At 68.8% G+C, this 24702-nt stretch carries 19 protein-coding genes; 11 read left to right on the top strand and 8 right to left on the bottom strand.

Annotation, left to right across the window (positions count from 1 at the left end; genetic code table 11):
• The first annotated feature begins 112 nt into the window (after positions 1-112).
• Both ACFPGP_RS16380 and ACFPGP_RS16375 read left to right on the top strand, forming a co-directional pair.
• Positions 113-907, top strand: coding sequence for a hypothetical protein (locus tag ACFPGP_RS16380; RefSeq protein WP_378591843.1), 795 nt, complete (start codon positions 113-115; stop codon positions 905-907).
• Between the two features lie 318 nt (positions 908-1225).
• Positions 1226-1423 carry a hypothetical protein gene (locus ACFPGP_RS16375; protein ID WP_302709464.1) on the top strand — a complete coding sequence of 66 codons (198 nt, stop codon included), beginning with the start codon at positions 1226-1228 and terminating at the stop codon, positions 1421-1423.
• On the opposite strand, the gene ACFPGP_RS16370 is transcribed toward ACFPGP_RS16375, so the two are convergent.
• Genes ACFPGP_RS16370 through ACFPGP_RS16355 form a run of 4 tightly spaced genes read right to left on the bottom strand, consistent with a single transcriptional unit; the run spans position 1407 to position 8171 of the window.
• Positions 1407-2582 carry a Wadjet anti-phage system protein JetD domain-containing protein gene (locus ACFPGP_RS16370; protein ID WP_302709463.1) on the bottom strand — a complete coding sequence of 392 codons (1176 nt, stop codon included), beginning with the start codon at positions 2580-2582 and terminating at the stop codon, positions 1407-1409. The genes ACFPGP_RS16375 and ACFPGP_RS16370 overlap by 17 nt on opposite strands.
• Positions 2579-5959, bottom strand: coding sequence for an ATP-binding protein (locus tag ACFPGP_RS16365; RefSeq protein ID WP_378591841.1), 3381 nt, complete (start codon positions 5957-5959; stop codon positions 2579-2581). Before ACFPGP_RS16365 ends, ACFPGP_RS16370 begins: the two co-directional genes overlap by 4 nt.
• Positions 5956-6696 (bottom strand): DUF4194 domain-containing protein, encoded by a 741-nt coding sequence (locus ACFPGP_RS16360; RefSeq protein ID WP_302709461.1) that lies wholly within the window; start codon positions 6694-6696, stop codon positions 5956-5958. Before ACFPGP_RS16360 ends, ACFPGP_RS16365 begins: the two co-directional genes overlap by 4 nt.
• Positions 6693-8171 (bottom strand): DUF3375 family protein, encoded by a 1479-nt coding sequence (locus tag ACFPGP_RS16355; RefSeq protein ID WP_302709460.1) that lies wholly within the window; start codon positions 8169-8171, stop codon positions 6693-6695. Before ACFPGP_RS16355 ends, ACFPGP_RS16360 begins: the two co-directional genes overlap by 4 nt.
• A 195-nt stretch (positions 8172-8366) precedes the next feature.
• Between ACFPGP_RS16355 and ACFPGP_RS16350 the strand changes: the two genes are divergently transcribed.
• Entirely contained in the window at positions 8367-8930 is a 564-nt protein-coding gene (locus ACFPGP_RS16350) for a DNA-binding protein (RefSeq protein ID WP_302709459.1), read from the top strand.
• A gap of 25 nt (positions 8931-8955) precedes the next feature.
• Here the strand turns inward: ACFPGP_RS16350 and ACFPGP_RS16345 are convergent, their stop codons facing one another.
• The 3 genes from ACFPGP_RS16345 to ACFPGP_RS16335 all read right to left on the bottom strand — a co-directional run bounded on the left by ACFPGP_RS16345 (position 8956) and on the right by ACFPGP_RS16335 (position 11766).
• Positions 8956-9618, bottom strand: a complete 663-nt coding sequence (locus ACFPGP_RS16345; protein WP_302709458.1) for a hypothetical protein — start codon at positions 9616-9618, stop codon at positions 8956-8958.
• A 21-nt stretch (positions 9619-9639) separates the two neighbouring features.
• Complete coding sequence (locus ACFPGP_RS16340) at positions 9640-10581, bottom strand: hypothetical protein (RefSeq protein WP_302709457.1); 942 nt, start codon at positions 10579-10581, stop codon at positions 9640-9642.
• 408 nt (positions 10582-10989) lie between these two features.
• Positions 10990-11766, bottom strand: a complete 777-nt coding sequence (locus ACFPGP_RS16335) for a hypothetical protein (RefSeq protein WP_302709456.1) — start codon at positions 11764-11766, stop codon at positions 10990-10992.
• A gap of 167 nt (positions 11767-11933) precedes the next feature.
• Here ACFPGP_RS16335 and ACFPGP_RS16330 point away from each other — a divergent pair, with 167 nt between their 5' ends.
• The 4 genes from ACFPGP_RS16330 (at position 11934) to ACFPGP_RS16315 (ending at position 15258) form a co-directional block, all read left to right on the top strand.
• Positions 11934-13106, top strand: coding sequence for a hypothetical protein (locus tag ACFPGP_RS16330; RefSeq protein ID WP_302709455.1), 1173 nt, complete (start codon positions 11934-11936; stop codon positions 13104-13106).
• A 315-nt stretch (positions 13107-13421) separates the two neighbouring features.
• Positions 13422-14549 carry a hypothetical protein gene (locus tag ACFPGP_RS16325; RefSeq protein WP_302709454.1) on the top strand — a complete coding sequence of 376 codons (1128 nt, stop codon included), beginning with the start codon at positions 13422-13424 and terminating at the stop codon, positions 14547-14549.
• A complete protein-coding gene (locus ACFPGP_RS16320) occupies positions 14546-14998 on the top strand; it encodes a hypothetical protein (protein ID WP_378591840.1) in 453 nt (150 codons plus the stop codon). Before ACFPGP_RS16325 ends, ACFPGP_RS16320 begins: the two co-directional genes overlap by 4 nt.
• Positions 14995-15258, top strand: a complete 264-nt coding sequence (locus tag ACFPGP_RS16315; RefSeq protein WP_302709452.1) for a hypothetical protein — start codon at positions 14995-14997, stop codon at positions 15256-15258. Before ACFPGP_RS16320 ends, ACFPGP_RS16315 begins: the two co-directional genes overlap by 4 nt.
• An 8-nt stretch (positions 15259-15266) precedes the next feature.
• On the opposite strand, the gene mobF is transcribed toward ACFPGP_RS16315, so the two are convergent.
• On the bottom strand, positions 15267-21176 hold the full coding sequence (gene mobF, locus ACFPGP_RS16310) for a MobF family relaxase (RefSeq protein WP_378591839.1): 5910 nt from the start codon (positions 21174-21176) through the stop codon (positions 15267-15269).
• Positions 21177-21474: 298 nt separating this feature from the next.
• Between mobF and ACFPGP_RS16305 the strand changes: the two genes are divergently transcribed.
• The 4 genes from ACFPGP_RS16305 (at position 21475) to ACFPGP_RS16290 (ending at position 24529) form a co-directional block, all read left to right on the top strand.
• The gene (locus tag ACFPGP_RS16305; RefSeq protein WP_218842286.1) at positions 21475-21885 is read left to right on the top strand and encodes a hypothetical protein; all 411 of its coding nucleotides are present in this window, start codon (positions 21475-21477) and stop codon (positions 21883-21885) included.
• A 512-nt stretch (positions 21886-22397) separates the two neighbouring features.
• A complete protein-coding gene (locus tag ACFPGP_RS16300) occupies positions 22398-22853 on the top strand; it encodes a hypothetical protein (RefSeq protein WP_378591838.1) in 456 nt (151 codons plus the stop codon).
• 240 nt (positions 22854-23093) lie between these two features.
• On the top strand, positions 23094-23486 hold the full coding sequence (locus ACFPGP_RS16295; protein WP_378591836.1) for a single-stranded DNA-binding protein: 393 nt from the start codon (positions 23094-23096) through the stop codon (positions 23484-23486).
• Positions 23487-23500: 14 nt separating this feature from the next.
• Positions 23501-24529, top strand: a complete 1029-nt coding sequence (locus tag ACFPGP_RS16290; protein ID WP_378591835.1) for a DUF4192 domain-containing protein — start codon at positions 23501-23503, stop codon at positions 24527-24529.
• The last annotated feature ends 173 nt before the right edge of the window (positions 24530-24702 follow it).

The following is a 24702-nucleotide window of genomic DNA, read 5'->3' as shown; positions in this document are numbered from 1 at the left end:
ACTCGCGGTCATGGCCACGTCTGACGCCAGCCCCGTGCCCTCGCCCGACCAGCCTGAACCGCGCAGTCTGCGGACCCGGGTCCCCGGCAGAGCGCGACCGCGAGCCGAGGCGATGACGGAGTTCGAGGAGGGCGTCGCCGATCTGCGCCGGCGGCTGGACCCCGCGCTCTGGCCGTTGTTCATCCCCAAGGCAGAGGACCTGTTCCGCTGGAGAATCCAGCTGGAGTGTGGCTGCGTCCGGGAGATCTTCACGACCGGCAAGGACCGTTTCCCCGACGAGCGCAGCGACCGAGACCCGGTGACCGGGTGTCGGCTGCCCGACGGAGAGTTCTGGTGCCGTGATCACCACGTCGCGAAGCCCTACCGCGAGATCGCGGAGTGGGACGAGCGCCGGGTGCACGAGTTCCCTGCCGACCCCGAGGAGCCGCAACACGGCCTCGACGCGGAGACGTGGGCGAAGATCCAGCGCCCGGAGCCGCACTCGTCGGCGTTCTGGCGAGTCAAGCTCAGCTGCGGGCACTACGCCGACGTGTGCGTTGGCGACCTCGACTGGAAGCCCGAAGACGGGCCCAGGCTGGTCACGAAGAAGCGGCTCGCCGAGATCCGCCGCGACTTCGAGGAGATGTGGGCATCGGGGGAGCCCGGTTGGCCGAACGAGGGGCCGGAGAGGGACCACATCCGTCGGATGCTCGACCTCGGGTGGCCCCGACCTGAGCCGGAACACGAATGCTTCGCCTGCACTGCTGCCAAGCGCGTCACCGGTTACCAGCGCATCGGCCCGCTCGTTCCGCCGCCGAAGCCGGCGGCGCCGCCTCCGATCGAGCGGGAGAGGGTCGAGGCCCAGCTTGCGAGGGCTGAGGCTGAGGTCCAGCGTCTGCGGAAGAGGCTAGAGCAGGCTCAGGGCTGAACCGGGCGCTCGCCTACGACTGCGAGCCCTCGTCGAGCTCGCTCTCCCACACCGGCCACACAGACCCAGGGCAATCCGGGATAAAGCACGGCCCCAGCTCGGCGTCGACCGCTGCGTGGAGTTCCTCGGGAGTCATAGGCCCATGCTGCCGTGGCTGCGCGTGCGCCGCTGGCGTCATCCACAGGCTTTCCCTTGTCGGACCCTTGCGACAGCGTCACCCGCATGGCTGGCGGCATGAACCGACGCAACAACCCCTTCGCGGTCCGCCTGTCTGACCGAGTCCGGAGCGACCAACCTGCCGTGCCTACCGTGGACGTCATGAGCGCCCCGCCACCGCCCGACGTGAGGCACGTGTTCGTCACCGACGAGCTCGGCCGTCGTGCGGGCCTGCTGCTGCGCTGGGAGAAGCGCGGCGACGGATGGTGGGGCCGGGTGTGCTACCCCGCGCCATACGACGCCGAGGGCTGGGCGTTGGTCGAAGACTGGCTACCCGCCAACGTCATCGAGAGGGCCTGAGGCCTTCACTGATCCGCCTCACCGCGTCCACTGCCACCTGGAGCGGGATCCGCTCCTGTTCGATACGGCGATGGTCGGCGTGGTCGGGGTCCAGAACGCGTTCGTACATCGTGCGCTCATCGTCGCGGAGCCTGTCGAGCGTCTTCGGCGTCCCGGGAGTCAACAGCTTGCCGTGCTGGTCGTAGCTCGTGCCAAACGTCGAGTACTGGTCGTACGTGGCTGGGCCCATCAGGATCGAGTCGATGTCGCGGTCGAAGTCCGCGCGGTAACCGTTGAGGATCTCGTAGCCGTCGCTGTCGATGTCCCCCCAGTACACGACCACGGGCGCATCGCGGAGCCACGGGAACGCTGCGGGCGTCTTGCCGCCCTTGCCCACACCCTCGACCGAGATCCCGCCCTCAAGCACAGGGAGGTGGATCGCGGTGTCCTTGTTCTCGGAGATCACGACGACCTCAGGCAGGTAGGCGGGCGTGAACTGGTCGCCAACCGTGGCCGAGTCGTGCAGTCGGCCTCCGGTCGACCGATAGGCCGGGTCCAGGTACGTGAAGTGGATGCGCGGCGGGTGCGCGGGCAGGATCCCCAGCTCCGTCAGTCCGGTCAGGGCCTGGACGCCGGCTCGGTGGGCCTGCAACCACTTGGCGTGCACCCCTGGGATCGGGACCTGGCGAGGCGTCACGCCGAGACCAGCACGCAGTGGATCCTCGAGGTACCAGTCGGCCACCACGAGCAGCAGCTCGAAGTCGACCGCCGAGTACTTGTCGACGAGGCGCAGCACCTTGCCGAGGTCCGTCAGTTGACGTGCACGCAGTACTTGAAGGCGCTGCTGACCTCGTTGCAGGCGCGCTGGCCAGTCGTGACCGACGATCGCTGCCGCGTGGTCGATGTCCACAACGTGCGCGTGCGTCGGCAGCACCTGCCGGGTGCCGCCCTTCGCCACCCGGGTCTCGTACCGCAGGTCCACGCCGTGCGCCTTCGCCCAGTCCTGCCACTCCACTGTGCGGGCGTGCACGACCGCGTAGTCGGAGCGCAGATCGGCTGCTGCTGCGCGCCCCAGGGGGAACGCGTGAGGGAACGCATCGCCTTCGCCGGCCAGGTGGCTGTGCCACTGGTTGCCCAGTCGGCGCTGGATGTCAGCGACGAGCGCTGCTGGGGTCTTCACGCGGCGTCGCCTTCATCGTCGGGCAGATCGGTGACGTAGGAGTAGCCCCGCTCGCTCTTGACGATGTTGAGGAGCAGGTCCATGTGGGGCTCCAGCGATGTCACCTGCGTGACCGGCGCACCCACGATGAGCTGGAACCCCAGGTCCTGCCATGCCCTGATGGCCCGGCCGGCGAACTCACTGTCGGCCTTGATGAACGCCTCGTCGAGGAACACCGGCGCGAACCTGGGTCGCGACCGACTCTCGTCACCCAGCTGGTAGCGCAGGGCGGACCCGACGATGAAGGCGACGAGCTCCTGCATCTCACCCCCGGACTTGTCGGCGATGTGGTCGTACCTCGCGACCTCACGCCCGTGCTCGTCGAGGCACAGCGCAGTGATCACCACGTGCTGGCGCACGTCGAGGTACCTGTCCCGCTCGGCGGTAGAGGACTTCGTGTGGCCCTCCGGGATGCTGATCTGGGCCATGAAGTCGCTGAGCCGCTTGAAGCGGGTCTCGATCTGCTGCTCGGTGAGCTCGAGGGCGAGGCCCGAGGACAGCTCCCGCAAGTTGCGGCGGAACTGCTTCAGGTCGTCCTTGAGCACCCGACGCATGTCGATCTTGAGCACGCCCTTGCCACCGAACGGGAGCGTCGCGAGGATCCGGTTCACCGGCCGCAGGCGCTCTTCGATGTCCTCGAGCGCCGTGTCGAAGGCGTCGTTGAGCTGCAGGAGGTCGTCGCTGGACCAGGCGGCGACCTCACGGCGCCACTTCTCGCGCCGCTCGTGAAGTCCCTCGGACTGGATCCGGTCGAGGATCTCGCGGTAACCGTCGGCCGACTCGAACGATGTGCCGAGGTTGTGCTCGGTCCAGCGTCCCTTGTAGCTCTCGAACATCGTCTCCATCGTCTGCTTCGCGCTCCGGATGGTCCGTTGGGCAGCCGCTGCTTCCTCGCGCAGCTTCTTCTCCATGCCGCGCATGTTCGACGCGAAGTACTCCAGGCGGGTGGGGTTGAAGTTGTCGGCCAGGACCTTGTCCAGGTAGACCTGCTGGTGCTCGGTGACCGCCGCGGTCTGCTTGTTGACGATCTCGTCGATCGCGTTCTGCGCGGTGTCCTGCTCGTCGCACGGCTTCCCGTGCTCCTTGGCCAGCTTGTCGAGATGATCCCCCTTGAGCACCCGCGTGCGGCGCGCGTCCTCGAGCAGCGGCTTGATCCGGTCCTCATCCGCCTGGAGGGCGTCCAGCACCTTGTTGGCATCGCGCAGGCGCTGGATCTCGGCCTGAAGCTCGACAACGCGTCGCCCGAGGCCCAGGTAGTCGATGGTGGCCCACTCGGTCTCCTGGACGTGGCGGTGGGCGACGCGCTGATCACGCAGGTCCTGCATCCGCGCCTGGACTTCGGAGACCTCCTTCTGCGCCCGCTTCATCTGCGGCTCCAGCTGATCGAGCAGCCGCTCGATGTCGGCCAGGCGGCGCTCGTTGGAGAAGCCGATGATGTACCCGTCGCCGGACTCGCCGTGTGCGCCCTTGTCGCCGTGCCTCGTCTGTCCGGCTGGGGTCACGCGAGGCTCGGTCCCGGACAGCGCGGCTGCGTTGGGGACGCACAGGTGGTCGACGCCCGGCTGGCTGACGCGGTCCTGCACCCACCGCGAGAAGGGGGAGTCCTTGAAGGCGAGCTTCCCGGACACGTAGTCGGGGTCGCCCTGCCAGTCCTCGTGCACGGCGAGGGTCACTGCCTGGAACTGGATGCGAGGACGGATGGTGATCCCGTCGATCGCTGCCGAGAGGCGGTCTCGGACCTGGCGGTCCACCAGTATGATGCGCGCGATGCCACCCAGGGTCGTCTCGATCGCCTTGCGCCAGTGGTCCTCCTCCGGGAGGACGTCCAGCAGCTCAGCCACGAACGGCAGGTCGTTCATCGGGTCGAGCCCGGCGGCCTCAGCCATGCGCACCCGGGCCTCGTGGAGCCGGCGCGGGACCATGCCGGCACGGCCCGTCAGCGACTCCTTCTCAGCGAGCAGATCACGTAGCTGGCTGCGAAGTGGTGAGAGTGCCTCCTGGGCGGTCTCTTCCTCGGCCTGGAGGGCCTCGATTCGCTTTTCGTAGCCAGCGAGGAAGTCCGCCGCGGCGACCTGGGCTTCGGCGAACTGCTCTGCGGTCTCCGGCTCGACCAGGTTGATCGGCTCGGTGCGTGCCTGGAACGTCAGGTTGGCCCGGTGGACGCTGTCCGTGCTGTCCTCGAGGCGCCTGATCTCGCGCAGGCGCTCGTCGATGGCGCCACCGCCGTTTGCGTACTTCTCCTCGGCGGTCTGTCCGAGCTGCTGCTCGTAGCCACGCTCGTCGGTCCTGGCCTGGGTGAAGGCAGCCTTCGTCTCGACCTCGTCCCGCCGGTTCTCCGCGACGGCTGCGTCGAGCAGGGCTCGCTCGGTCTGGAGCCGCCACAGCTGGAACGGCGTCGGGCCGTCCCGGTCCACGCCGAACTGGCTGATCAGGTCGGCCTCCGCCTGGGCGGTCGCCAGGTCGTGCTGAAGCCCGGGCAGCCGCTGCAGCACCCGCACCTTGTCGGCCTCGTCGACCATCTTCAGGTAGGAGGCCTTCAGGTCGGCGAACTGCGCCAGTGCGCTGTCGGCGACCTCGTAGGTGATCGGCCTCTCCAGCACCATCGTCTTGTAGAGGTCGTCGACCCGGTTGACCTGCATGCCGGCCTGCACCCGGGCGAGCAGCCGCATCGCCTTGCGCCCGCCATCGCCGCCGCCGATGCCCAGCCGGGTGTGCAGGTTCTCCTCGAACTCCCGGAACGTGTTGAAGGTGACCAGGCCCGGGATGATGCCCTTCATCGCGCGCTTGTCGAACCTGCTCCTGGCCAGCGGCTCGAGGCGTGAGAGGTCCAGGTAGCCCTCGAAGGTGGCGAACGTGGTCGTGACGTCGCCGTCGGTGGCGGCGCCGGGCCGGAGGAAGTAGATGCGGGTCACCGTGTACTTGCGGCCGCTGTCGTTGACAAAGGTGCATGCCAGTGCGCCCCACACCGGGCCGCCGTCCAGCCCTCGCAGCACGAGCTCTCGCGTCTGTCCGGAGCTGTCGGTCTTCTTGTCCTGCTTGCCCCGCAGGTAGGTGAGCAGATTCCGCTTCCCGGCCGATCGAGCACGTCCTGTGCCCGCGTCGTTGGACGCGCCGTTGAACGGCACCTCGGAGGGCATCATCAGCGCGATCCAGGAGTCCAGGAGGGTGGACTTGCCGACGCCCGAGGCACCGGCGATCAGCGTGGAGCCTGGCTCCACCGCGATCACGTGGTGGCCGTGGAAGCCGCCCCAGTTGACCAGCTGGAGGGTCTCCAGCTTCCACTGTGAGTGGTCCGGGGGAGTGGTCGTGACCGGGAGGGTCAGTTCGTCGATGGTCATGCTTCCTCCTCGTAGAGGTCGAGGGGCTGGATCGGGAGCTCGTCTGCCTCTAGGTCTTCGTCGACCGGCGTCGTGCCGTTCTGGGTCATCAGCCAGGTCATGAGCTCGCGCAGCTTCTCGATCGGCAGGAGGACCTCGATGATCGGCGAGATGCGGAAGCGGTCGGGGTCGGCAGTCTTGAGCAGTACGCCGGCTGTGGCCAGGCCGTCGATGGCCGTGCCTGCCTTCTTCTGCGCCGCGGACCTGTTGGTGAGGTCCTCCGGCCAGCGCTCAGCGATTTCCTCCATCAGCGTCTCGCGCTCTACGTAGACGTGGTCCTCGCCCTCCTGTCGCTGCGCGAAGAACCGCTGCCGCAGCGCCAGCATCACGATCGTTTCTTCTTTGGTGTGCGCTCGTTCGCGCAGCAACGAAGGCAGGGGGTCGCCCGTGTAGGTGACCGCCTGTCGCTTGAACGCGATCTGCTGGTCCCGCTCGACCTGCAGCTCCAGAAACATGTCGTTGAGGCGGCTCTTGATCAGCCCCTCGTCCTTGAGCAGGACCTCCCACTGCTCGGGGTGGCGCTCGGCGGAGATGTAGCGGTGCTTGAGCAGCGCGACCAGACACCTGCGCTGCTCGGGGTAGAGCGTCCCGCTGTCACCCTCGAACATGTCCGCGCCGACGGCATCCTCGGTCATCTCGTCCTCGGATACGTCGGCCTGATACTCGAGGTCGTCGTCGACCAGCTCGATCTCGGTCATGCGGTTGCTTCCTCCTCCGCCTCGCCGACGGTCACCTCCGGCATCAGGAACCGACGGCTGCTTCCGTCGGGTCGCACCGTCAGCACCGACTCGCGCACGTCCATGTCCGCGTCCGCGTCGAGTCGCGCGAGCAGATGCAGCAAGCCGAGTACCTCCACCGGTCGGCGCAGGTCCTCGGGCAGCTGATTGAAAAGCTCAGCCGCGGTGCGGAACTCGCCGGCGAGTAGCCGGGCCTCGATCTGCGCCTGCAGCTGGGGCAGCGACGGCCCGCCCTGCTTGCGCAGCGCCTCGCGGGACTGCGGGGGAGGAGCCTCGGCCGACACGTCGGCCAGGGGCTCGGGCGCCCGCTCGCTGTCCGGGTCGAAGGTCCGGCTCTTCAGCACGGCGATGTCCAGTGTCGGCGGCAGGAGCTCGACGTCGATGTGGTCGCGAGGGCGCGCGGTCTGCATCCACGTCCGCATCTCGTGGTCGATTCCACGCAGGACCAGGTCCAGCTCGCGGTTCCGGATGTGGTCGTAGCCCTCGATGTGCTCACGCAGCGTCGACGAGAGCCGCCGACGCTGCTCAAGCACCTCGTCGCGGCCCCGACGGACCACGTTCACGGCGGTTGCAAGCTGGCGCTGCTCCTCTGGTAGCAGACCCTCCGCCCACTGGTTGGCCAGGATCGACTCGAGGTCAGTCTTCAGGCGAAGCAGCAGGTCCGGATTGCGGAGCAGCTCCTGGGCGCCGGCGAACGCGCGACCCTCAGGGGTTGCCGTGAGCAGGTTCCTCGCCTGCTCGAGGTAGTCGTCGATCACCTCGCCGACGGGGCGCTGCTCCTCGCGGAACCTCTTCGCGATCACCTTGTGCATCTCGCGCACTGCTTCGGCGACGCGCCGGAAGTCCGAGGGCAAGCCGTCGAGCTCTCGCACCACGTTCGCGAACTGCTCGACGAGTTCCGCTTCGGACGCCTCGGGAAGGTCACCGCCTGCATCGAGGCGGTCCAGCTCAGCCTGCAGGACCGCGATCTCCTCCGAGAGCCGCCGCTTGCGCTCGTCACGGTCGGGGTTCGCTGCCAGGGCAGCCTCGGCGATGACCCGGCGCATCGTCTCGATGCGCGAGGCCGAGATGTTGAGCTGCGTCCGGGTCGTCCGGGTCACGTACTCCAGGGCCTGCCGGGCGTCACCCGTGAGCTGGTAGGTCTCCTGGTCGCGGCGGCCCTGATCACGGTAGAGCCAGCGCTCGCGCACCCACTGGGCCGCCAGCGCCTTGCCGTCCAGGGTCGGCACCGAGTAGCCGCCGGTCTGCAGCTCCGCCAGCAGCGCCTCTACGCGCGTGTGGAACCGTTCCACGGGGATCGGCTGGGCATCGTCCGGGAAGACCACGGCGAAGATCGGCATGGCCACCGCGGCGGACTTGCGGTCGAGCAGCTTCAGGGTCGGGGTGGTGAGGGCCGTCTCGATGCGAGCGCGCTCGCCCTCGATGCCACTGGCCATCTCAACCTCCCTTCCTCGCTGCGGACCCGGTTCGCGACGGAGTTGCGCGATCCCGGCCGGTCAGACCTCCCACCAGCACGCTAGAGAGGAGGTCCGACACTGTCTGGCAGTTGCGTCAAGTAACACGGAGTAACGTCGTAACGTGTTATCGTTTCTAGCGTAACTCGTTACGGTGGCAACGAATAGGGGTTCGAGATGGCTGAGCTGACGCCCGAAGAGCGCGCCATGCACGCGGCGGAGGCGCTCGCCACGGATGGGCACCAGGTCAGCGCCCGAGCTGTCCGTGAGCGGGCCGGTGTCTCCATGGCCGTGGCGGCTGCCGCTGCCAAGGCCTGGAACGCGGGTGCTGCAGCCGCGCCGGAGGCTCCAGAACTCCCTTCGGCGCTGCTGACCCGGTTCGAGGCGACGTGGCGCGAGGCCTTCCTGGCCGCTCGCGCCGAGTTCGACGCGGAGCGATCGGCGCTTCACGAGGAGGCACAGACTGAGGTCGCGAGGCTGACGGAGATCGTCATCAACCTCGAGCACGAGCTCGACGAGCAGCGCTCGACCGCCAAAGACGCGGCTGCTCAGGCTGCCAAGGAGCTGAAGGAACTCCGCGATCGGCTCGAGGCCGAGATCCGGGAGCAGGCGGCGCTCGTGGCCACGGAGCGTTCCCGCGCCGACAAGGCTGAGGGGGCCCTGGAAGCGGTTACTGCCGAGCGTGACCGATTGCTGTCCGAGATCGACGCGCTGCGAGCCGGCGAGACGAAGAAGGCCTGACCCTCAGTCGCGTGCGACCAGCGGCTCACTCGAAGAGGCCTAGCAGCTGCTCAGTGAAGGGGATCGGCGGCAGCACGGTGACGTCGCGACCGTCCCAGTACCAGCGTGGAACCTGGCTCGCCAGGTGATTGGTGATCTCGATGATCTCGTAGCCACCGGTTGCGTGCTGTCCTGTGACTGTAGGCCGGTACGGCTCCCAGTCGGGTTCGGAGACGATCAGCGCCACCACGCCCTCGATGGAGAGATCGACGTATTCGTCATCGCTCGGGATCCGCCACTCCCGCTCGTGCAGCCAGTCGGCGTCCTGCGGGGAGGTCCGGACCATCCACCGCAGCAGGTCCTGCTCGTTGACGCGGCGCCAGACGTCGTCGCGGGTGTACCAGACCGGACCACCGCCTTGCTCCCAGGCCCAGTCGCGGCTGAGCACGATGCCCCAACCCTCGAAGTGGCCTCTCGACAGCAGTGCCTTGACACCAGCCGGGTCGCTCTCGCTGAGGCACACGGTGCGGCTCGTGGACCCGTAGGGCGGCTTCGCGAGAAGGCGCTCCTCGGTGCAGATCAGGTCGAGGATCCCCTTCGGGGTCTCGAAGTAGACCTCGGGCGCGTACTCCTTGCGGGCACGACCCGTGAAGTGGACCAGCGTCTCGGCCTGGCCCGGGTGGGAGATGGCTCGCAGTCTCGACGGCATCTGACCTCGCTGGTCCGGGCGCTAGCGAAGACCAGGCAGCAGCGTCGTCAGGTCGACGACCTCGATGCCCGCCTGCCTCGTGAACTCCGCGACGGTCATCTCGTCCGCCATCCCCGCCGGCGTCCGAAGCCGCAGGGCAGCCTTGGACAGCGTCTTGGCCGCGTTGCGCTTGCTCTGGGTCAGGAACCGCACGGGAAGCTGCCCGACGACGAAGACCTGTCGTCGTCGTCCCGACTCGTCCATGGACAGACCCACGACGTCCGCGAACAGCCCCCGCTGGCGCATCCCGTCCGAGCCCTTCCAGCTCGAGAGCTTGAACTCCGCTACGCGCAGGTTGGTCTCGAGGTCGAAGACCCGGTCCGGGTCGTTGCCCGCCCCGAGTGATGGCCGCTTGAGCACCTGCTCGCCCTCCTCGAGCACCAGCGGCAGCGTCTGCGTGATGACCGCAGCGTGGATGAGCGTGTCGAGCATCCCGACGCGCTCACGGACAACCAGTGCCGCGTCGACCAGGTCCTCGTCGAAGCCGGACTCGACTGTCACACGTGAGCACTCCGACTGGTCAGCGCCCACGAGACTCGACTCGAGGCGGGTCAGGGTCGAGGTCAGGGCGTTGGTCGACATGAAGCTGTCAAGTTGTCGGAAGGCCTCGACGGCGCTCTCGTCACTCCGGCCAACGGCCGAGACGTCGTCAACTCGGCCCATCAGCGCCGAAGCCCCATCGCCAGCGCCCGGGATCTCGCTGGTCTGGAACCCGAGTCGCTGGAAGAGCCGGATCGCGAAGTGGCTGATGAACGGCTCCTTGTGCAGGCCCGTGGCCACGCGGAACGCCTGCTTCGGCGGGAAGCGGCGTCCGTCGATCTCGACCCAGTGGGTCCTGATCGGCTCCGGCTCGACGCGCGAGGCTCGAGCCCTCACCGTCGCAGCGCCGAGTGAGTGAGACCGGCCGTTCAGCACGAACTCCATGGCCTCAGGCTAGGGCGCCTGAGCGGTGGTTCTGCGAGAACTGCAGACCACCCTTCAACCACTACGAGAAGAGCACGTCCCGACGGCCTTCTGCACGTCGGATCCAGACGGCAGACTCGCGGCCATGACCGACCAGACCCTCGACGACGCCCTCTTCGCCGACGTCCTCTCGCCCGAGACCAGGACCCCAGCCGTGACGTGGCCGTGATGCAAGCCCTTGGAGGTCCCTGGTGTGTCGGACGCTCTCGACTTCCAGCAGCGCGTGGCCACCGCCCGAGCCGAAATGCCCTGCTCCACGACGAGGTCGTGGATGCGGTTCTACACTTCGGGCGGGATCAGGCGGGCCGTCCTGTGTGCTGCCTCCGCGGCGAAAGGACGCAGCAAGGCTCGTCGCCGCAGGAGCGCCTACTAGTCCGACTGATCGCGGCGACGGAGGTTGAGGAAGCGCCGCGCAAGCAGGTCATCCACGGCTTCAGTCACGTCCTCGGGCATCGGCGGTCCCCAGTCCTCCATGTCGACGTGTGGGACCGCCCAAAGCCGGTACCGCCTCCGGTCCTCCGGCCACGACAGCGCGTCGTCACCCTCTACCGCCGAGGCTAGGTCGTCGGGTACCTCGATGTCCGCCCCCGCCAGCGCATCCCTAAGTGCAGTACGCACCCGGGCCAACCAGGCACGAATCCGAGACAGCGGGATCCCGCCGACCCAGATCTCCTTGTCGGTGTACTGGATCTCTCCGACCCGCACGTCTGGGTGCACCACATTGAGTTTCTCGCCCGACCGCCCGCCTTCCTCGTCCCAGTGCTCGGCCACGTTGCGCAGCAACTCAAGGACGTGCTCGCCTGTCATCCAGGTGCGGATCTCCGCTGGCAGCCGATCCTGTGCCCGCATCACGTTTCGTACCGCCCCGATCATCAGGTCGAGCTCGGTAGCCGACTGCATCGCCAGAGCCCACGTCGGCACCCGGATCGGGCGCCGCGGATCATATGGCTCGCAGTCGCGGTCATACGCGACCCGCCACGTGTCCTCTGGGTTGGCCAGTCGCGCTCGCATGTCAGCGTCCGCCAGCGCGTGCTGCTGCTCGTAGAACGCCTCCTCGAACCGCTCCGACTGCATCCAGGCGCCCTCAACCCAGCGGAGCCCGTTCCACCACACGTCCTCGGCCCGAGCGGGCGTCCCCTTCGCCATTCCGCCATGCTCGCAGGCGCTTAAGCCGTCGGCGGGAATCGGCTTCGTAACACTCTGGCAAGCATCGCCGAGCAAGCTCACCGTCAGCGAGCGTCCGTCTTGCACCGAGAGCTCGGTTGGAGCCGGGCTCGATAGCCTTCAACCGTGGAGAACGGGGTGAAAGTGCAGTGAACGCAGCACAGGAGGACGGCAGGCAGCCCAGCGAGGTGAGAAAGAAAGGGGTCCCGGCTCGGACCCGCGACCTCCCGGTCGAGGCGCTGCACCCAGGCTTCCCGGCCCCGGCCCGCTACGGCGACGGATGCTTCATCTGCCATCGGGTCTTCGATGGAGACGTCCACGAGACGGAGGAGGATGTCATCCCGAAGTGGGTCCTTAAGCGTCTTGGCCTAGGAAACGCTGGTGCAGACCTGCCGAACGGTCAGGTGTTCGGTTACGGCAAGCGGAAGGTGCCGTGCTGCTTCGACTGCAATCAGCGGATGTCAGCTTCCTTGGAGAAGCCTGTCAGCGAAGCCTTCGCTAAGGGTTGCGATGCGGTTCGCGAACTCGACTTCACCGTCCTTTTCCTGTGGCTTGCCAAGGTCTATTACGGCACCCGATACCGCGAGACGGGACTTCGCGAAGCAGTCAGAGACCCTGAATCGCAAGTCATGCTCGAGCCCAGCGATCTCAGCGCCACTGCGGAACATCTACGCCGCTGCCTGCAGCACCGGCCCGACCAGCTCACCCTCGCTGCCCAACCAGCCTCCATCTTCGTTTTTCGTGCGGGGATGCCCGATGCGAAGGAGAACCGGTTCGACTACTTCGTCCCCACGATGCCGCCCGCCGACCTGGTCGCCGTCCGCTGCAACGACGTCTTCGTGATCGGCATCTTCGGCGACAACGGCTACTGGGGCGAGCAGCTCGGCGGGATCCGCATCGTGCACGAGGCTCTCTCCTCCCTGACCCTGCACCCGGTCCAGTGCGAGGAGCTTGCGGTGTGGTTCGCATCCGAGGTCGGCGGCGCGCACGCCAGTTCCGGCTGCTACGACTTCGTCACTACTGTCCGCGACGAGACCCCGCACACGGTTTTCCTCCCGCAGTTCGAGGTGTCGCCAACTGGTGTACCGATCGGGCTGCTCAACCAGATGCGGGTCAAGTCTTTTCTTCGGCGGCTCAACGTCGACCTCTCCGAGGATGACGGCAAGGCGATCGGGTCCGCTCCGCATCCGCCAACCACCTTGTTCAACAACTCCACACAGGCGCTCGTGCAGGCGACCTGCTTCGAGCGCAGTTGCCGAGATGTGTTTCGTCAGGCTGGCTGGGTCGCGCCTGGCCCGGAGTGCGTGGCATGCGGAGCGTGACGCGCGGCGGCGATTGCGCCGGAATTGGGCAGGGACTTTCCGGTTCAAACTTCGGTCCCACCCCCCACTGAACGGGTCGAGCGATTCGGCGACGACTTCGACTGCGTTCGAAACGCTCCGTTGCAGGGAGACCGAGTGGAAGACTGCCTAAGAGGACCACCGACAATTCTCCTACGAGGTGCGCGGCTTGATGAACGCCCGTTTTCGTGCTGCCGCGAGTGCCGCCGCTCCTCGAAACGTCACGTCCCAGGCTGTGAGTCTTAAGTGAAGATCGAAGTTCAAGTCGGAGGCGTCCCGATCCCGATCCTCCGGTCCGTGTTCACCACGCTGCTCGACAACTCGGTCGCCGGAACCTACGCGGATTACGACAAGGCGTTGGCGTCTGGGGCGATCAAGTTCCCGGCGCTGCTGAGGCTGGCGAGGATCGGCGAGATCCCGTATCCGCTGTTCTTCGCCGACCTCCCCTTCGTGGAGACGCAGGTCGCAGCGAAGACCGAGAAACTTCTTGCAGGTGTTAGCAAGGAGACGTTCTCAATTGGTTCCCGGTCACCAGTCGAGTTGCGGGACGTCGAGTTAGTCCTCAAAGACTTGATACGCAAACAAGAACTACTGAAGCGACATGACGGCACACTGGAGAAGAACCGAATCATTGGCCTGCTGCGAGAGGTGGGTTCCTCGGTAGAAGACGACGCTTCCAGGTTGATGTCCGCGATCGGACTGACCCACGAAGCGATGCGCGCCTGCCGAACGAAGGAGCGGGCGCTCGACCTGATGATTGAGCGCCTTGAGTTAAACCAAATCCTGGTCTCCCGCAGCGTCCAGCACTACATGCCGCAGCGCCTCACCCATGTGGACTTCAGCGGCATGACTATCCGCGACGCCAAGGTGCCGTACATCTTTCTCGCCGGAGGTGACCACGGCGACTACCAGGAGCCAGTGGGCCGGACGATCTTCACCCTGGCGCTCATGGCAGTCCTCGTCGCGCGCAGGATCTTCTCCCCGGTCACATGGAACGCGGAGAGCACAGCCACCGATCTCGGAGGCGAGTACGACATCGCCGGCGCGATACTGATGCCAGCGAGCTCACTCCGGCACTTGAGCCTGTCCTCGCTGGACGACGTCGTGTCAGCAGCCGGCGAGTTCAAAGTGACACCGAGCGCCGCGGTCGTGCGAGCGCTGCGGTTGGGCTTGATCAGCAACGAGACCGCAAGCTCCCATCTGGCTGAGTTCCGGCAGGAGTTCCTCAAGCGCCCAGAGCGACGTGGCATGAGCCCCATCAGGGCTGAGAACGCTGTCCGCAAGTACGCCGGAAGAGAGCTGTCCCGACGGATGATCGAAGCTCTCGACTCAGGTGCCATCCCCAGCAAGGAGTTCTACCGGACGGTGTGCCTGAACAAGCTCCGAGACAGCCAACTCGATGATCTGCGGAGGGCCGTCCGGTGAGCGCCTTCGGGACGAGGTACCTGGTCGACACCAACGCGCTCAGCCAGCTTCGGCGCCAGCGGCGGGCCAGCAAGTTCTTTCGGGCCAACGCGATGATCCCGAGCGAAGTGCTGCACGAGGCCGACGGCTTTCCCGACGTCGAAGAACTAGCGCAGATCGAGTACTCCACCACGCCGTCGGTTCTGCGGTGGCTGATGACGGTCATGGCGACCGTCCCTCCGGACGACACCGACTTGATCAATCTCTACTTGAACCAGGGCAGCGCCGACCCGCTGATGGTTGCGTGTGCACTGGATGCTCGGGATCGCGAAAGGCAGCACCTCGATCCCCTTGAGTGGGCGGTTGTTACCGACGATAAGGCAGTTAGGGCTAAGGCCGAAGACTTCAAGGTGCGAGTACTGACATACGCGCAGTTCGCGGACCTCATTGATCGTTCTGAACCTACGTGAGCATCCGCGAGGCACATCGCTTCCGCCGACCGGGTCGCAACCGTGAGATCAGAACCTGCAGCGTCCTGCCGGGTTCGGCCCAGGTTTCCACGAAGATGCCTCGCCGTCGCTATGACGGTGCGAACGCAAGTTTGAACGAGATCGATCCGCGCAAGGTGACGCTCACCGACGTTGCACTCGATCTGTGCGGCGACATACCGCTGCCTCTATTCGGGGGACTGCACCCGCGGCAATCTGGGCGGTTCGTCGCGGTGCCGTGATCTGCGAGTCACCCCCGGCCTCGGGGCGGCTTGGGGCGATCAGTCTTGGGCCGGGCCTGTGGCTCCTCCGAACGTCGGCGTTGCCGGGCACCGGCAACGTGACCAGGCAATGTCGAGTCGATCGGAACGGAGAGTCGGGAGACGATCCGGTAGCGCAGGTCGCGGGCGGGGCTGTCGCCCAGGGGCTTCTCGGCGACGATCGCGCGGGTGGCGGCGCCGACGTCGTGACCGTGCTCGTGGGCCTGCTGCAGCATCGCTGCGGTGGCCGGCCAGTCGTCCTGCTCGAGCAGGCGCGGGTCGAGCTCGCGGGCCAGCGGCGCCCACCGCTCGACGGGCGTCTTCTCGGCCGCGGCCGAGAGTCGGGCGCGGACCTCGCTGCTCTTGTGCAGCTCGGCCAGTGCAGCCCTCCGCGGGTCGGCGTCCCACGTCTTGACTGCGTCCCGAAGGTCCCGGCCGGCCTGCAGCTGGGAGAGCTGCAGCCGTGCCCGCACCTGGTTGACTCCCGGCTCCCAGGCCCGGCTGGGACGGGACGAGATGACTCGCATTGCGGCCACCCGTGCCTGCTCGGCGCCGAGGTTGTCGAGCCGCTCGGTGAGGAGCTGGTCGCCCAGGGACCGGAAGGCGGGCTGGCCGCTGGCCACCGCGGCGGTGAGCGCGGCCGGTCCGCGCTGAGCGAGCAGGTCGGCGGGGTCGAGTCCGTCGGGGAACCGGGCGAAGCCTGGGTCTAGGCCGTGCGGGGTGAGCATCCAGAAGTCGCGCTCGGCCGCGATCTGGCCCGCCAGGTCGGCATCGGTGGCCACGATCGGGTCGCGGCCGACGGCGGCCAACTGCGCGGCCTGCTCATCGGTCAGGGACGTGCCGAGCGGGGCCACGCCGAGGTACAGGCCGGCGCTGGCGATCGTGACGGCGACCGCGTCCATCGGGCCCTCGACGATCACCGGGACGGCGCCCTCGGCAAGCAGTTCGTCGACGACACCGAACAGCTGCGCACCCTTGTGGAACAGCGGGGTGTCGGCGGTGTTGAGGTACTTCGGTCCGGCCTTGTCGTCGTCGGTGAGGTCGGGGCGTCGGCGGCCGACGAAGCCGAGCACCTCGCCCTGGTGGATCACCGGGAGCATCACGCGGTCGCGGAACCGGTCGATGAGGCGGCCGGTGATGGCCTCGGTGGCGACGCCGGTGGCGAGCATCTCGGTGTCGCTGATACCGCGGCCGCGGAGGTGGTCGACCAGGTTGGTCCAGCCGGCCGGAGCCTGACCGGGGCGGAACCGCTCGTCGCCGGCGAGGTCGACGCCGAACCGGCCGGTGAGGTAGTCGCGCCCCCACGAATCGGTGAACCGGGACTCGAAGAAGGTCTGCGTGAGCTCGTTGATCTCGACCATGCGCTCACGCGTGACGGGGGAGGAGTGCCACTCGTCGGCGCGCTGGTACATGAGCCGGATATCGGCGTCGGTGGGCTCCAGCCGGGTGCCGCCGAGGTCGCGGATGTAGGCGGCCAGCGTGAGGTCGCTCTCGATGTACTGGTCCTCGTCGACGTCGACCAGGTTCTCCTCGAGCGCGTCGACCTGGTGCTCGTAGACCAGGTCGACGGGGGGCTCGAGGTCCGTGCCGGGATCCTCAGCAAGCGGCCACGGGATGGCGTCGGACTGGTCGACGAACATCGCCCGGTCGGGCTCGATGCCCTCCCACAGGTCCGCCGGCGGCTCATCGAAGTGGTACTCGTGCGCGTGCTCGTCGGGAGCGGTCTCCAGCGCGATCGACGTCCGCCAGACCAGTGCCTGGCACTCGTCGACGCCCTCCCAGCCGTCGCTCGGCAGCGCCCGGCCGGCGCCCAGAAGGGCCTCGACCTGCCAGCCACGCTGTAGGCCGTGGTCGACGTTGGAGACCAGCGCCGGCCACCAGGTGCTGGCCTGGATGCTCGCGGCCCGCTCGGGACCGAACAGGCCCGCGAGCCGCGGCGCCCAGTCGGTGGTGACGCTCTCGCCGTGGGAGCCATCGCCGATCTGGGCGGCGACCGCGGGTGTGAGGTGGCGGGCCATGCGCCACCAGAGCGCGGCCGCGGCGAGCTCGTCGGGCAGCGCACCCGCCGGGTGATCGGGTGCGGCGGCAGTGCGCAGCAGCTCGTGGGCCGTGACGCCGGCACGCGACATCGCGGCCAGCCGCTCGGCCAGGAGCGGGGTGAACTCGTCGTCGCGGACCTGCGGGGCGAGCGAGTAGAGCAGCTGACGCCATTCCTTGAGCGCCGGCGTGTGGGCACCGGTGACGGCCCGGTTGAGGCGCCGCTGCCACGTCGCCGACGCCTTCTGCAGCTGCGGTGCACCGGTCGGTCGCGGGTCGCCGACGGGGACCTGCATGGCTGCGCGCCAGACCTCGACGCCGGCCACCGTGGCGGCCTCGGGGCGGATGCCGTTCTGCGCCCACACCGGAAGCGCGGACTGCTCGGCGGCGCGGGTGTGGACCTGCTCGGCGAGCTGCTCGACCAGGTGCGCCCGCTGGGAGAGGTAGGCACCCCAGTGCGGGTCCTCGGCCAGACGCGCCGGGATCCCGGGCATCCACGGGAGTGGGCCGGCGCCCGCGTTGCGCAGCCCGGAGGCGTCCAGGCGCCAGTCCAGGACCGCGGCCCGGTCGCGTGCGCTCTCCAGCTCCCGGTCACCGGCGGCGGCCCGGAGCGCTTCGACGGGGTTCTCGCCGGCCGCGCCGAGCAGCAGCAGGTGGGCGCGCAGGGTGGGCCAGGCGGCCTCATCGGACAGCCCGGGAGCCAGTGTCTCGACGGCGGTGTCCAGCGCGTCGACCATGTTGACCGTGGTGCCGTCGACGCCGGTCGTGGTCTCGTGGCGAAGCAGGTCCTCGGCTGCGACGTAGAGGCTGTCGAGGTAGCGCTGGGAGGCCTCGCCAAGCCGGGTGGCCGGGTCGGCCTGCTCGCGGACCAGGCTGGTCGCGGACCGCTGGGCGTCGTCGCGGGCCAGCATTGACTCGAGGATGTCGGTGGGGGTGAGCGGCCGGACCAGGGTCGGGTGGATTACCGAGTGCGGGTCGCCGTCGCCGACGACCTCGAGGTAGACGTGGTTGGCGTGCGCGCCGCGGGTGATCATCGTGTAGAGCTGCTGGCGCGACTCGGTGCCGGTGGCCAGGCCGTGCATTGTGTCGGCGGTGACGCCCTGGGCGGTGTGCACGGTGCACGCGTAGCCGAGCTCGGTGGCCTTGGCGACATAGTCGCTCGGCAGTCGCACGGTGCGGCCGTGCTGGGTGTGCTGGACGGTCAGGTCGCCGCCGTCGTGGATCTCCAGGACGGTCCAGCGGTCGCCGTTCTTCACCCAGTCGGTGGCCGAAGTACGCAGCCGGCGGTCGTTCTCGCGGGTGATGATCAGCTCGCCGATCGACGCCTCGTTGCCGTCGGCGAGCCGGCGCACCGGGCCACTGCTGGCGACGTCGGCCGGGTCGATCCCGTCCAGACGGTGAGCGCGGGCCTGCTGGTTCAGCTCGCTGACGAGGTCGCGGGTCGGGGCGAGCATGATCGAGTCCAGGCCGGCGGCCCGGTCGGCCTGCCAGGCGGCGAAGACCTCCTCGGTCATGGTCGCCAGGTCGCCGACGTGGACCCGGTCGCGGTCGAGGTAGAAGCCGAGCGCCTCGCTCTTCCCCTCGCGCAGGGCCAGCGACGCTGCGCCCTCGGCGGGGTCCTTGAACCGGACGAGCTCGGTCAGCTGGAGCGCGCCGTGGGTGGCTCGGATGTCGCGCAGCACGCCGCCGGCGCCGATCGCGGAGAGCTGCTGGTCGTCACCGATCAGGCGGACGCTGCCGCCGCGCTCGAGGATGTAGGAGACCGCGGCGTCCAGGGAGAGGGTGTCGGCCATGCCCGCCTCGTCGATCACGACGAGCGTTGAGGAGTCGATGCCGGCCACCCAGTTCGGCATCGCGGCACCGGTCTGCCGGGCCTGCTCGAGGGAGTGCGTGAGCTTGGCCAGGGTGTCGGTCTGGGTGTCGATCTGGGAGCGCAGGGCGTCCGCGGCCGCCGCCGAGGGAGCGAGGCCGAGGATGGTGCCTCCGCCGTCGCTCCACGCGCTGGCCAGGGCTCGCATCGCGGTGGTCTTGCCCGATCCGGCGGGGGCGATCGCCAGCTGGAGCCGGGCGCCGGAAGTGGCCATCTCCCGCACCAGCATGGCCTGTCCGGCGTTGAGGGTGATGCCGTTGGCGGTCGACTCCAGAAGCGCCAGGTCGACCGAGGACGCCTCGACGGCGTACCCGTCATGGCGGCCGGCGGCGTCGACCAGGCGCTGTTCGGCGGCCAGCACCTTGCTCGAGGTGAACAGGTCGGCCCCGGCCTGGGTGTAGACCGAGGACCCGTCTGCGCGGCGCAGCTGGACCGGCTCGCTGATGGTGTCCCAGGGGCGGGCCATGCTCACCGAGTAGCCGTCGAGGACCTCGCTGACCAGCAGGTCGACCACCTGGGAGACCTGGTTGGTGGGCACGTTGGCGGCCCGGACCTGCCGCTGAGCCTCGGCGTAGACGTGCCAGTACTGCCACGCGCTCCGGCTGCCTTCCATCGTGGCCACGATGCGGTCGGTGGTCTTGGCGAACCAGGCCGAGTCGGCCAGGGAGCGGGCCGCGCCCTTCGGGTTGAGGGCGCCGTGCACCATCTGCTTGACCCGCTGCGGGGTGCCGAGCAGCTCGACCGCCTCGCGGTTCCAGGCCTCGCGTTGCTCGGCCAGCGAGCGGGGCTCGTGCTTGGCCTCGCGGGTCTCCAGCGTCGCCTGCTGGGACAGCTGGATGGTCTCTACGGGCGTCGGGGGCCGCCCGTGGGTGGCCTGGAACGCCGCCGCGAGGACCTTGCGGCGGTCCTCGACGTTGATCCGGCGCTTGGAGAACCGGTGGTTCAGCTCGGGGTCGACGCCGACGATCTCACGCACCGGCCGCTTGCGGGCGTCCTCGTTTGGGCGCTCCTCGAACCGCACGCCAAGGGCGTCGACCAGGTGCCGCTCGAGCGCGGTGTTGTAGGTCTCCGAGGCCGAGACGACCGCCTTGTGCAGCGGCCGGCCGTCGATGGCCAGCCACTTGCCGTCGAGGGTCTGAACTTTGTTGGCGACGGCGACGTGCGTATGCAAGTCAGGGTCTCCGGCGCGGGAGTCGCGGTGGGTGAACGCCGTGGCGACCAGGCCACGGACGTCGACCTGGCGGACGCCGTTGGTGCCTCGGCGAGTGAACAGTGCCTTGGACTCGATGAAGCCCAGCGCGTCCTTGATCGCCGCCTGGTGGGCCCGCTCGATCACCGCGGCGGTCTTCGGGTCGGAGATCGCCCACAGCACCGAGACGCTCTTGACAGGGGAGAAGGTCAGGTCGTAGCCGGCGACGGCGTTGGTCTTGGGGCGGGAGTGCTTGGCGATCGTCGCGGCGAGCTCGCGGGCGTCGGCCGGGTCGCGGCCGTGCTCGGCACGGAAGAACTCCGCGGCCACCTCGGTGCGGATCTTGGCCCGGTCGGCCGCGGGGACCGGCCAGTCCCCAGGGAGGCCGGCGGCCTCGTTGAGGGCCGCGATGCGCTTGGCGACCTCGATCCGAAACGGGCTGATGTCGTTGTCGTAGACCTTGTGGGGGGTGCCGAGCCGGACCGCGGTCTTGTAGTCCGCATCGGTCGCCCGCCCGGCCACGTCGCGGCCGATGCGCAGGTCCAGCTCCTTGGTCCGCTGGGTGGCCAGCGGGTGGTGCCCGGAGCCGAACAGGCTCTGCATTTGGTCGGCGGTGACGACGTCGCCGGCATCGAGTCCCTCGATGCCCTCCAGGCCCGAGCCGACCCACACGCCGGGGGTCTCGCCCTTCTCGGTGTAGTAGCTCGCCAGGCCGGTGTGGCCCTTGTCGGTGGCGTCCATCGCTGCGACCTGGCGGGTCAGGTAGTCGTACCCCGACCCCGCCGTCAGCTTGTGGAGGCTCATCGTCACGGTCACCTACGTGCGCACGCGCGCGGCAGGCGATCACTTTCGGCCGGATTCCTGCTCTGTTCTTTCTATTCGGCTAACCGAGAATGCAAGAGGTGTGTGGCACTTGGTCGGTCGCGAAAAGCTGGGGGGACGCTGAGGGGCGAGGGTGACGGCTGGGGCGTCGGGTTCGGATCGGGTGGCTGAACGGGTCGAGGGAGCGGGTTTGAAGGCTTCTGCGGTTCGGTGATCGCTCGGGGTCCGGGAAATGTCGTAGGTGACTGTCAGAGTCCATGTCGACACGAGTGAGGACCGGATGAGTCAGCAGACGATTAAGCAGCAGGCACGGCGTACGGCGCGGGAGATGGCGGAGAAGCGGCGGCGCGAGCGCGAGGAGCGGGAGCGCCGGGTGATCGACCTGGCCGAGCGGGTCATGGTCGCGATCGGTGAGCGCGACGCGGCGGTGGCCGAGACCGAGAAGCGAGCCGGTGAGGCGCTGCGGGAGTTGACCGAGCGCGAGGGCCTGTCCCTGGGCGAGGCCGTCGAGTGGTGCGGCGAGACGATCACCGTGCGCGAGGCGACGCGACTGCGGCGGCTCGCCAGTGAGCCGCAGGCAGGCGACGACGGCGACCAGGACAGCGACCGTGACGGCGCGCAGGGCGGCGACGATGCGGCGCTGGCGACCGCTGGGAGTGGGGGAGCGGGTGCCGGTTCGTCGGCTGGATGACGCCGGCCTCGCGGCGGTCGCGGCAGCGATCACCGATCCGGCCGTGCTCGCGCGGTACCGGACGAAGGTCGCCACGGTGCCGGGGAGCGAGTGCCTGTGGTGGACCGGCGCGGTTGCCGGTCGGTCCGATCGTGAGCGCACGGACGGCGGCGGACATGGCCGGTTCTGGTACGCGCCAGGGCGGGTGATCATCGCGCATCGGTTCGCGTTCGCGGTGATGAACGGGGTGGACGCGCTCGCGGAGGCGCGGCTGCTCGGGCATCGGTGTCACAACCCGGCCCCAGGGGGGACCTGTGGAAAGGTGGGCACCCGGCGAGGGTGGGGAAACCCGGCCTCACCGGGCGGGGACTCCGCTGCGGCGGCGCGGCGCAGCTGCACCTCGTAGCTGGCTGGAACGGAAGGAATCGAGCGAGGGTGTGAAAGGCTGCGCAGGGCCCCGACCGGGAATGCAGCGGCGTTGGTGTTAGCCGCTGCAGCTCGACGCCGGCGGAGGAGACCAGGGGAGTGATCAGGTGACGAGCCAGACCACAATCCCGGTCGGGATCTACTGGAAACCCGGCGTGTGGGACCTCGCACGATCGGCCTACCTCGCAGACCTGGACACCGACGCCGACTCACCCGGCTCGTTCGTCGGCTGGCTCGCCCAGGCGCTCGAGCTCCACGCCCGGCGCTCACCGCAGCAGCGGGCCGAGCTCGCGGCCGCGGGCGAGAAGCATCCCGCCCTGGTCAGCGTGACCCGCAAGAGCTTCAACAAGAAGCACGACCTGCCCGCCTCGACCATCGAGGCGGTCGAAGGCGCGCTCGTGGCCGACCGTCAGGAGCTCGGCCGGATGCTCGCCGGTTCGGTGTTCGCCCAGGAGGCAGTGATCGTCGCGGCCGAGGCGGCCCGCCGGCGGCTGGGACGCGACCTGCCGCCGCCACCGCAGAAGCTCAGCAACCGACCGCCGCGGCGTCGGCCTGCCCGGTAGCCGGCGAGGACGACGCCGGCAGTTGGGTCGGCACCTGGTCCTAGCGTGCTTCCCAGCGCCCCGATCCGGTACCCGAGAGCCGGTCGGGGCGCTTCTGCGTGCCCTGGGCCCGCCTGCGCCGCCAGCCGGGCTCGTCGGGCGGTGGAAACGACTTCGGCCGATGTGATCGCTGCCGGGCCTGAATGACACGTAGGTGACTGCGGGACCCATCGACGTCTCGCAGTCACCTAGGAGGAAGCCATGTCCACCACCGTCACCTTCGCCGGCAACCTGGCCGAGGCACCGGAGCTGCACCACACCCGGGAGAACAACAAGCCGTTCGTCACCTGCCGCGTCCTGGTCAACCGCCGGGTCCAGAACGACCAGGGGGAGTGGGTCAGCGACGAGCCCACCGCCCACAACGTCAAGATCTTCGGCTCGGCCGCCACGCACGTACACGACAGCTGCGGATCCGGGGACCCGATCTTCGTCCACGGCCTCGAGCGCACCGAGAGCTGGCCGGACAAGGAGACCGGCGAGAAGCGCACTAAGGACGTCGTGGTCGTCGACAACCGCTTCGGCGAGGTTGGCATCTCGCTCAAGTACGTGTCCGCGCGCATCGAATGCGCCCCGCACGCGGCCCAGGCCAGCTGAGGAGGTTCGCTCCGATGGATCTCGTCGTTCAGTCCCCGGACGAGCTGCTCGCCGCGGTGCCGCACGTCCTCGGCTTCAAGCCCGAGGAGTCGATCGTCCTGGTGCCCTTCCGGCCCGGGCTGCCTATCACCCGCGTTGACCTGCCCCGGACCGCCGCCGATCGCGAGGAGGTCTGGGACGCACTCAGCGGCCCGTACGGTCGCCACGCCCGGCCCGGTGCCCGCCTGGCCATCATCTGCATCACCGAGGACCGCCGCAGCGCCGAGCTGGCCAGCCAGCACCTGTCCAACCGTCTCCAGGACGTCGGCATCACCACCCACATCAGGCTGTGGTCCGACGGCGAGCGCTGGCGCGAGTTCAACACTGACCAGACCGGGCTGCAGACCCCGTCGACCGCTGAGCGGATCGCGGCCGCGACCGTGCTCACCGGCGCCGCCCAGCCGGCCGCCAGCCGCGAGTCCCTGGCCGCCTCGATGGTCGGCGACCGCGAGCCCATCGCTCAGCTGCTTCCCGCGGCTCGAGCGGCGGCCGCGGCCAGCACACCCGCTGTAGAGCGGGACTGGGCCCTGGACCGGCTCGAGCAGTTCCACGCCGACGGCAACCGGCTCTCCGATGTCGACGGCGCGCGGATGCTCGTGGCCCTGGAGACGATCGGCACCCGGGACGCGCTGTGGGAGGACATGAGTCGGGAGAACTCCACCTCCCACATGGCCATCTGGACCGACCTCACCCGCCGCGGCCCGGACGAGGTCCGCGCGGCGCCGGCCTCCATGCTCGGCTTCGCCAGCTGGCTGCACGGCGACGGCGCCAAGGCCTGGTGCGCGCTCGACCAGGTGCCCGTCGACCGGCCCTACTCCATGGCCGCCATCGTCGCCTCGGCCTTGCAGAACGGCATCCACCCCCGCGAGTGGGAGCGATACCAGACCCAGATGCGCGACATCGCCGCCGAGCTGGACGAGTCCTTCGTCCCCAAGCCACCCGGCCAGCAGCGCGATCTGCCCGGCACGCAGCCCGTCACCGACCGCCCGGCCCCGGGCCGCTGAGGAGGACCGCGATGAACCACAACGACGACACCCGGCTGCAGCACAGCGTCACCGAGCGGCAGCTGCGACGCCTGGTGGTGCCCGAGCCCACGGCCTATGCCTTCGACAAGCGCCTGGACGTCCTCCACGAACCCGACCTCGACCTGCTGTGTGTGTGTGGGGGGGGGGGGGGG

It is taken from the genome of Nocardioides taihuensis, from assembly GCF_042657275.1.
GTDB classification, from domain to species: Bacteria; Actinomycetota; Actinomycetes; order Propionibacteriales; family Nocardioidaceae; genus Nocardioides; species Nocardioides taihuensis.
Note: the sequence above shows the minus strand (reverse complement) of the source record. Positions and strands in the feature narration are given on the sequence as shown.

Excerpts from the sequence above, each read along its gene's own strand:
- ACFPGP_RS16375 (WP_302709464.1), top strand. The coding sequence starts at position 1,226 with ATGAGCGCCCCGCCACCGCCCGACGTGAGGCACGTGTTCGTCACCGAC.
- ACFPGP_RS16350 (WP_302709459.1), top strand. The coding sequence starts at position 8,367 with ATGGCTGAGCTGACGCCCGAAGAGCGCGCCATGCACGCGGCGGAGGCG.
- ACFPGP_RS16355 (WP_302709460.1), bottom strand. The coding sequence starts at position 8,171 with ATGGCCAGTGGCATCGAGGGCGAGCGCGCTCGCATCGAGACGGCCCTC.
- ACFPGP_RS16360 (WP_302709461.1), bottom strand. The coding sequence starts at position 6,696 with ATGACCGAGATCGAGCTGGTCGACGACGACCTCGAGTATCAGGCCGAC.
- ACFPGP_RS16365 (WP_378591841.1), bottom strand. The coding sequence starts at position 5,959 with ATGACCATCGACGAACTGACCCTCCCGGTCACGACCACTCCCCCGGAC.
- ACFPGP_RS16335 (WP_302709456.1), bottom strand. The coding sequence starts at position 11,766 with ATGGCGAAGGGGACGCCCGCTCGGGCCGAGGACGTGTGGTGGAACGGG.
- ACFPGP_RS16380 (WP_378591843.1), top strand. The coding sequence starts at position 113 with ATGACGGAGTTCGAGGAGGGCGTCGCCGATCTGCGCCGGCGGCTGGAC.
- mobF (WP_378591839.1), bottom strand. The coding sequence starts at position 21,176 with ATGAGCCTCCACAAGCTGACGGCGGGGTCGGGGTACGACTACCTGACC.
- ACFPGP_RS16290 (WP_378591835.1), top strand. The coding sequence starts at position 23,501 with ATGGATCTCGTCGTTCAGTCCCCGGACGAGCTGCTCGCCGCGGTGCCG.
- ACFPGP_RS16345 (WP_302709458.1), bottom strand. The coding sequence starts at position 9,618 with ATGCCGTCGAGACTGCGAGCCATCTCCCACCCGGGCCAGGCCGAGACG.
- ACFPGP_RS16305 (WP_218842286.1), top strand. The coding sequence starts at position 21,475 with ATGAGTCAGCAGACGATTAAGCAGCAGGCACGGCGTACGGCGCGGGAG.
- ACFPGP_RS16295 (WP_378591836.1), top strand. The coding sequence starts at position 23,094 with ATGTCCACCACCGTCACCTTCGCCGGCAACCTGGCCGAGGCACCGGAG.
- ACFPGP_RS16340 (WP_302709457.1), bottom strand. The coding sequence starts at position 10,581 with ATGGAGTTCGTGCTGAACGGCCGGTCTCACTCACTCGGCGCTGCGACG.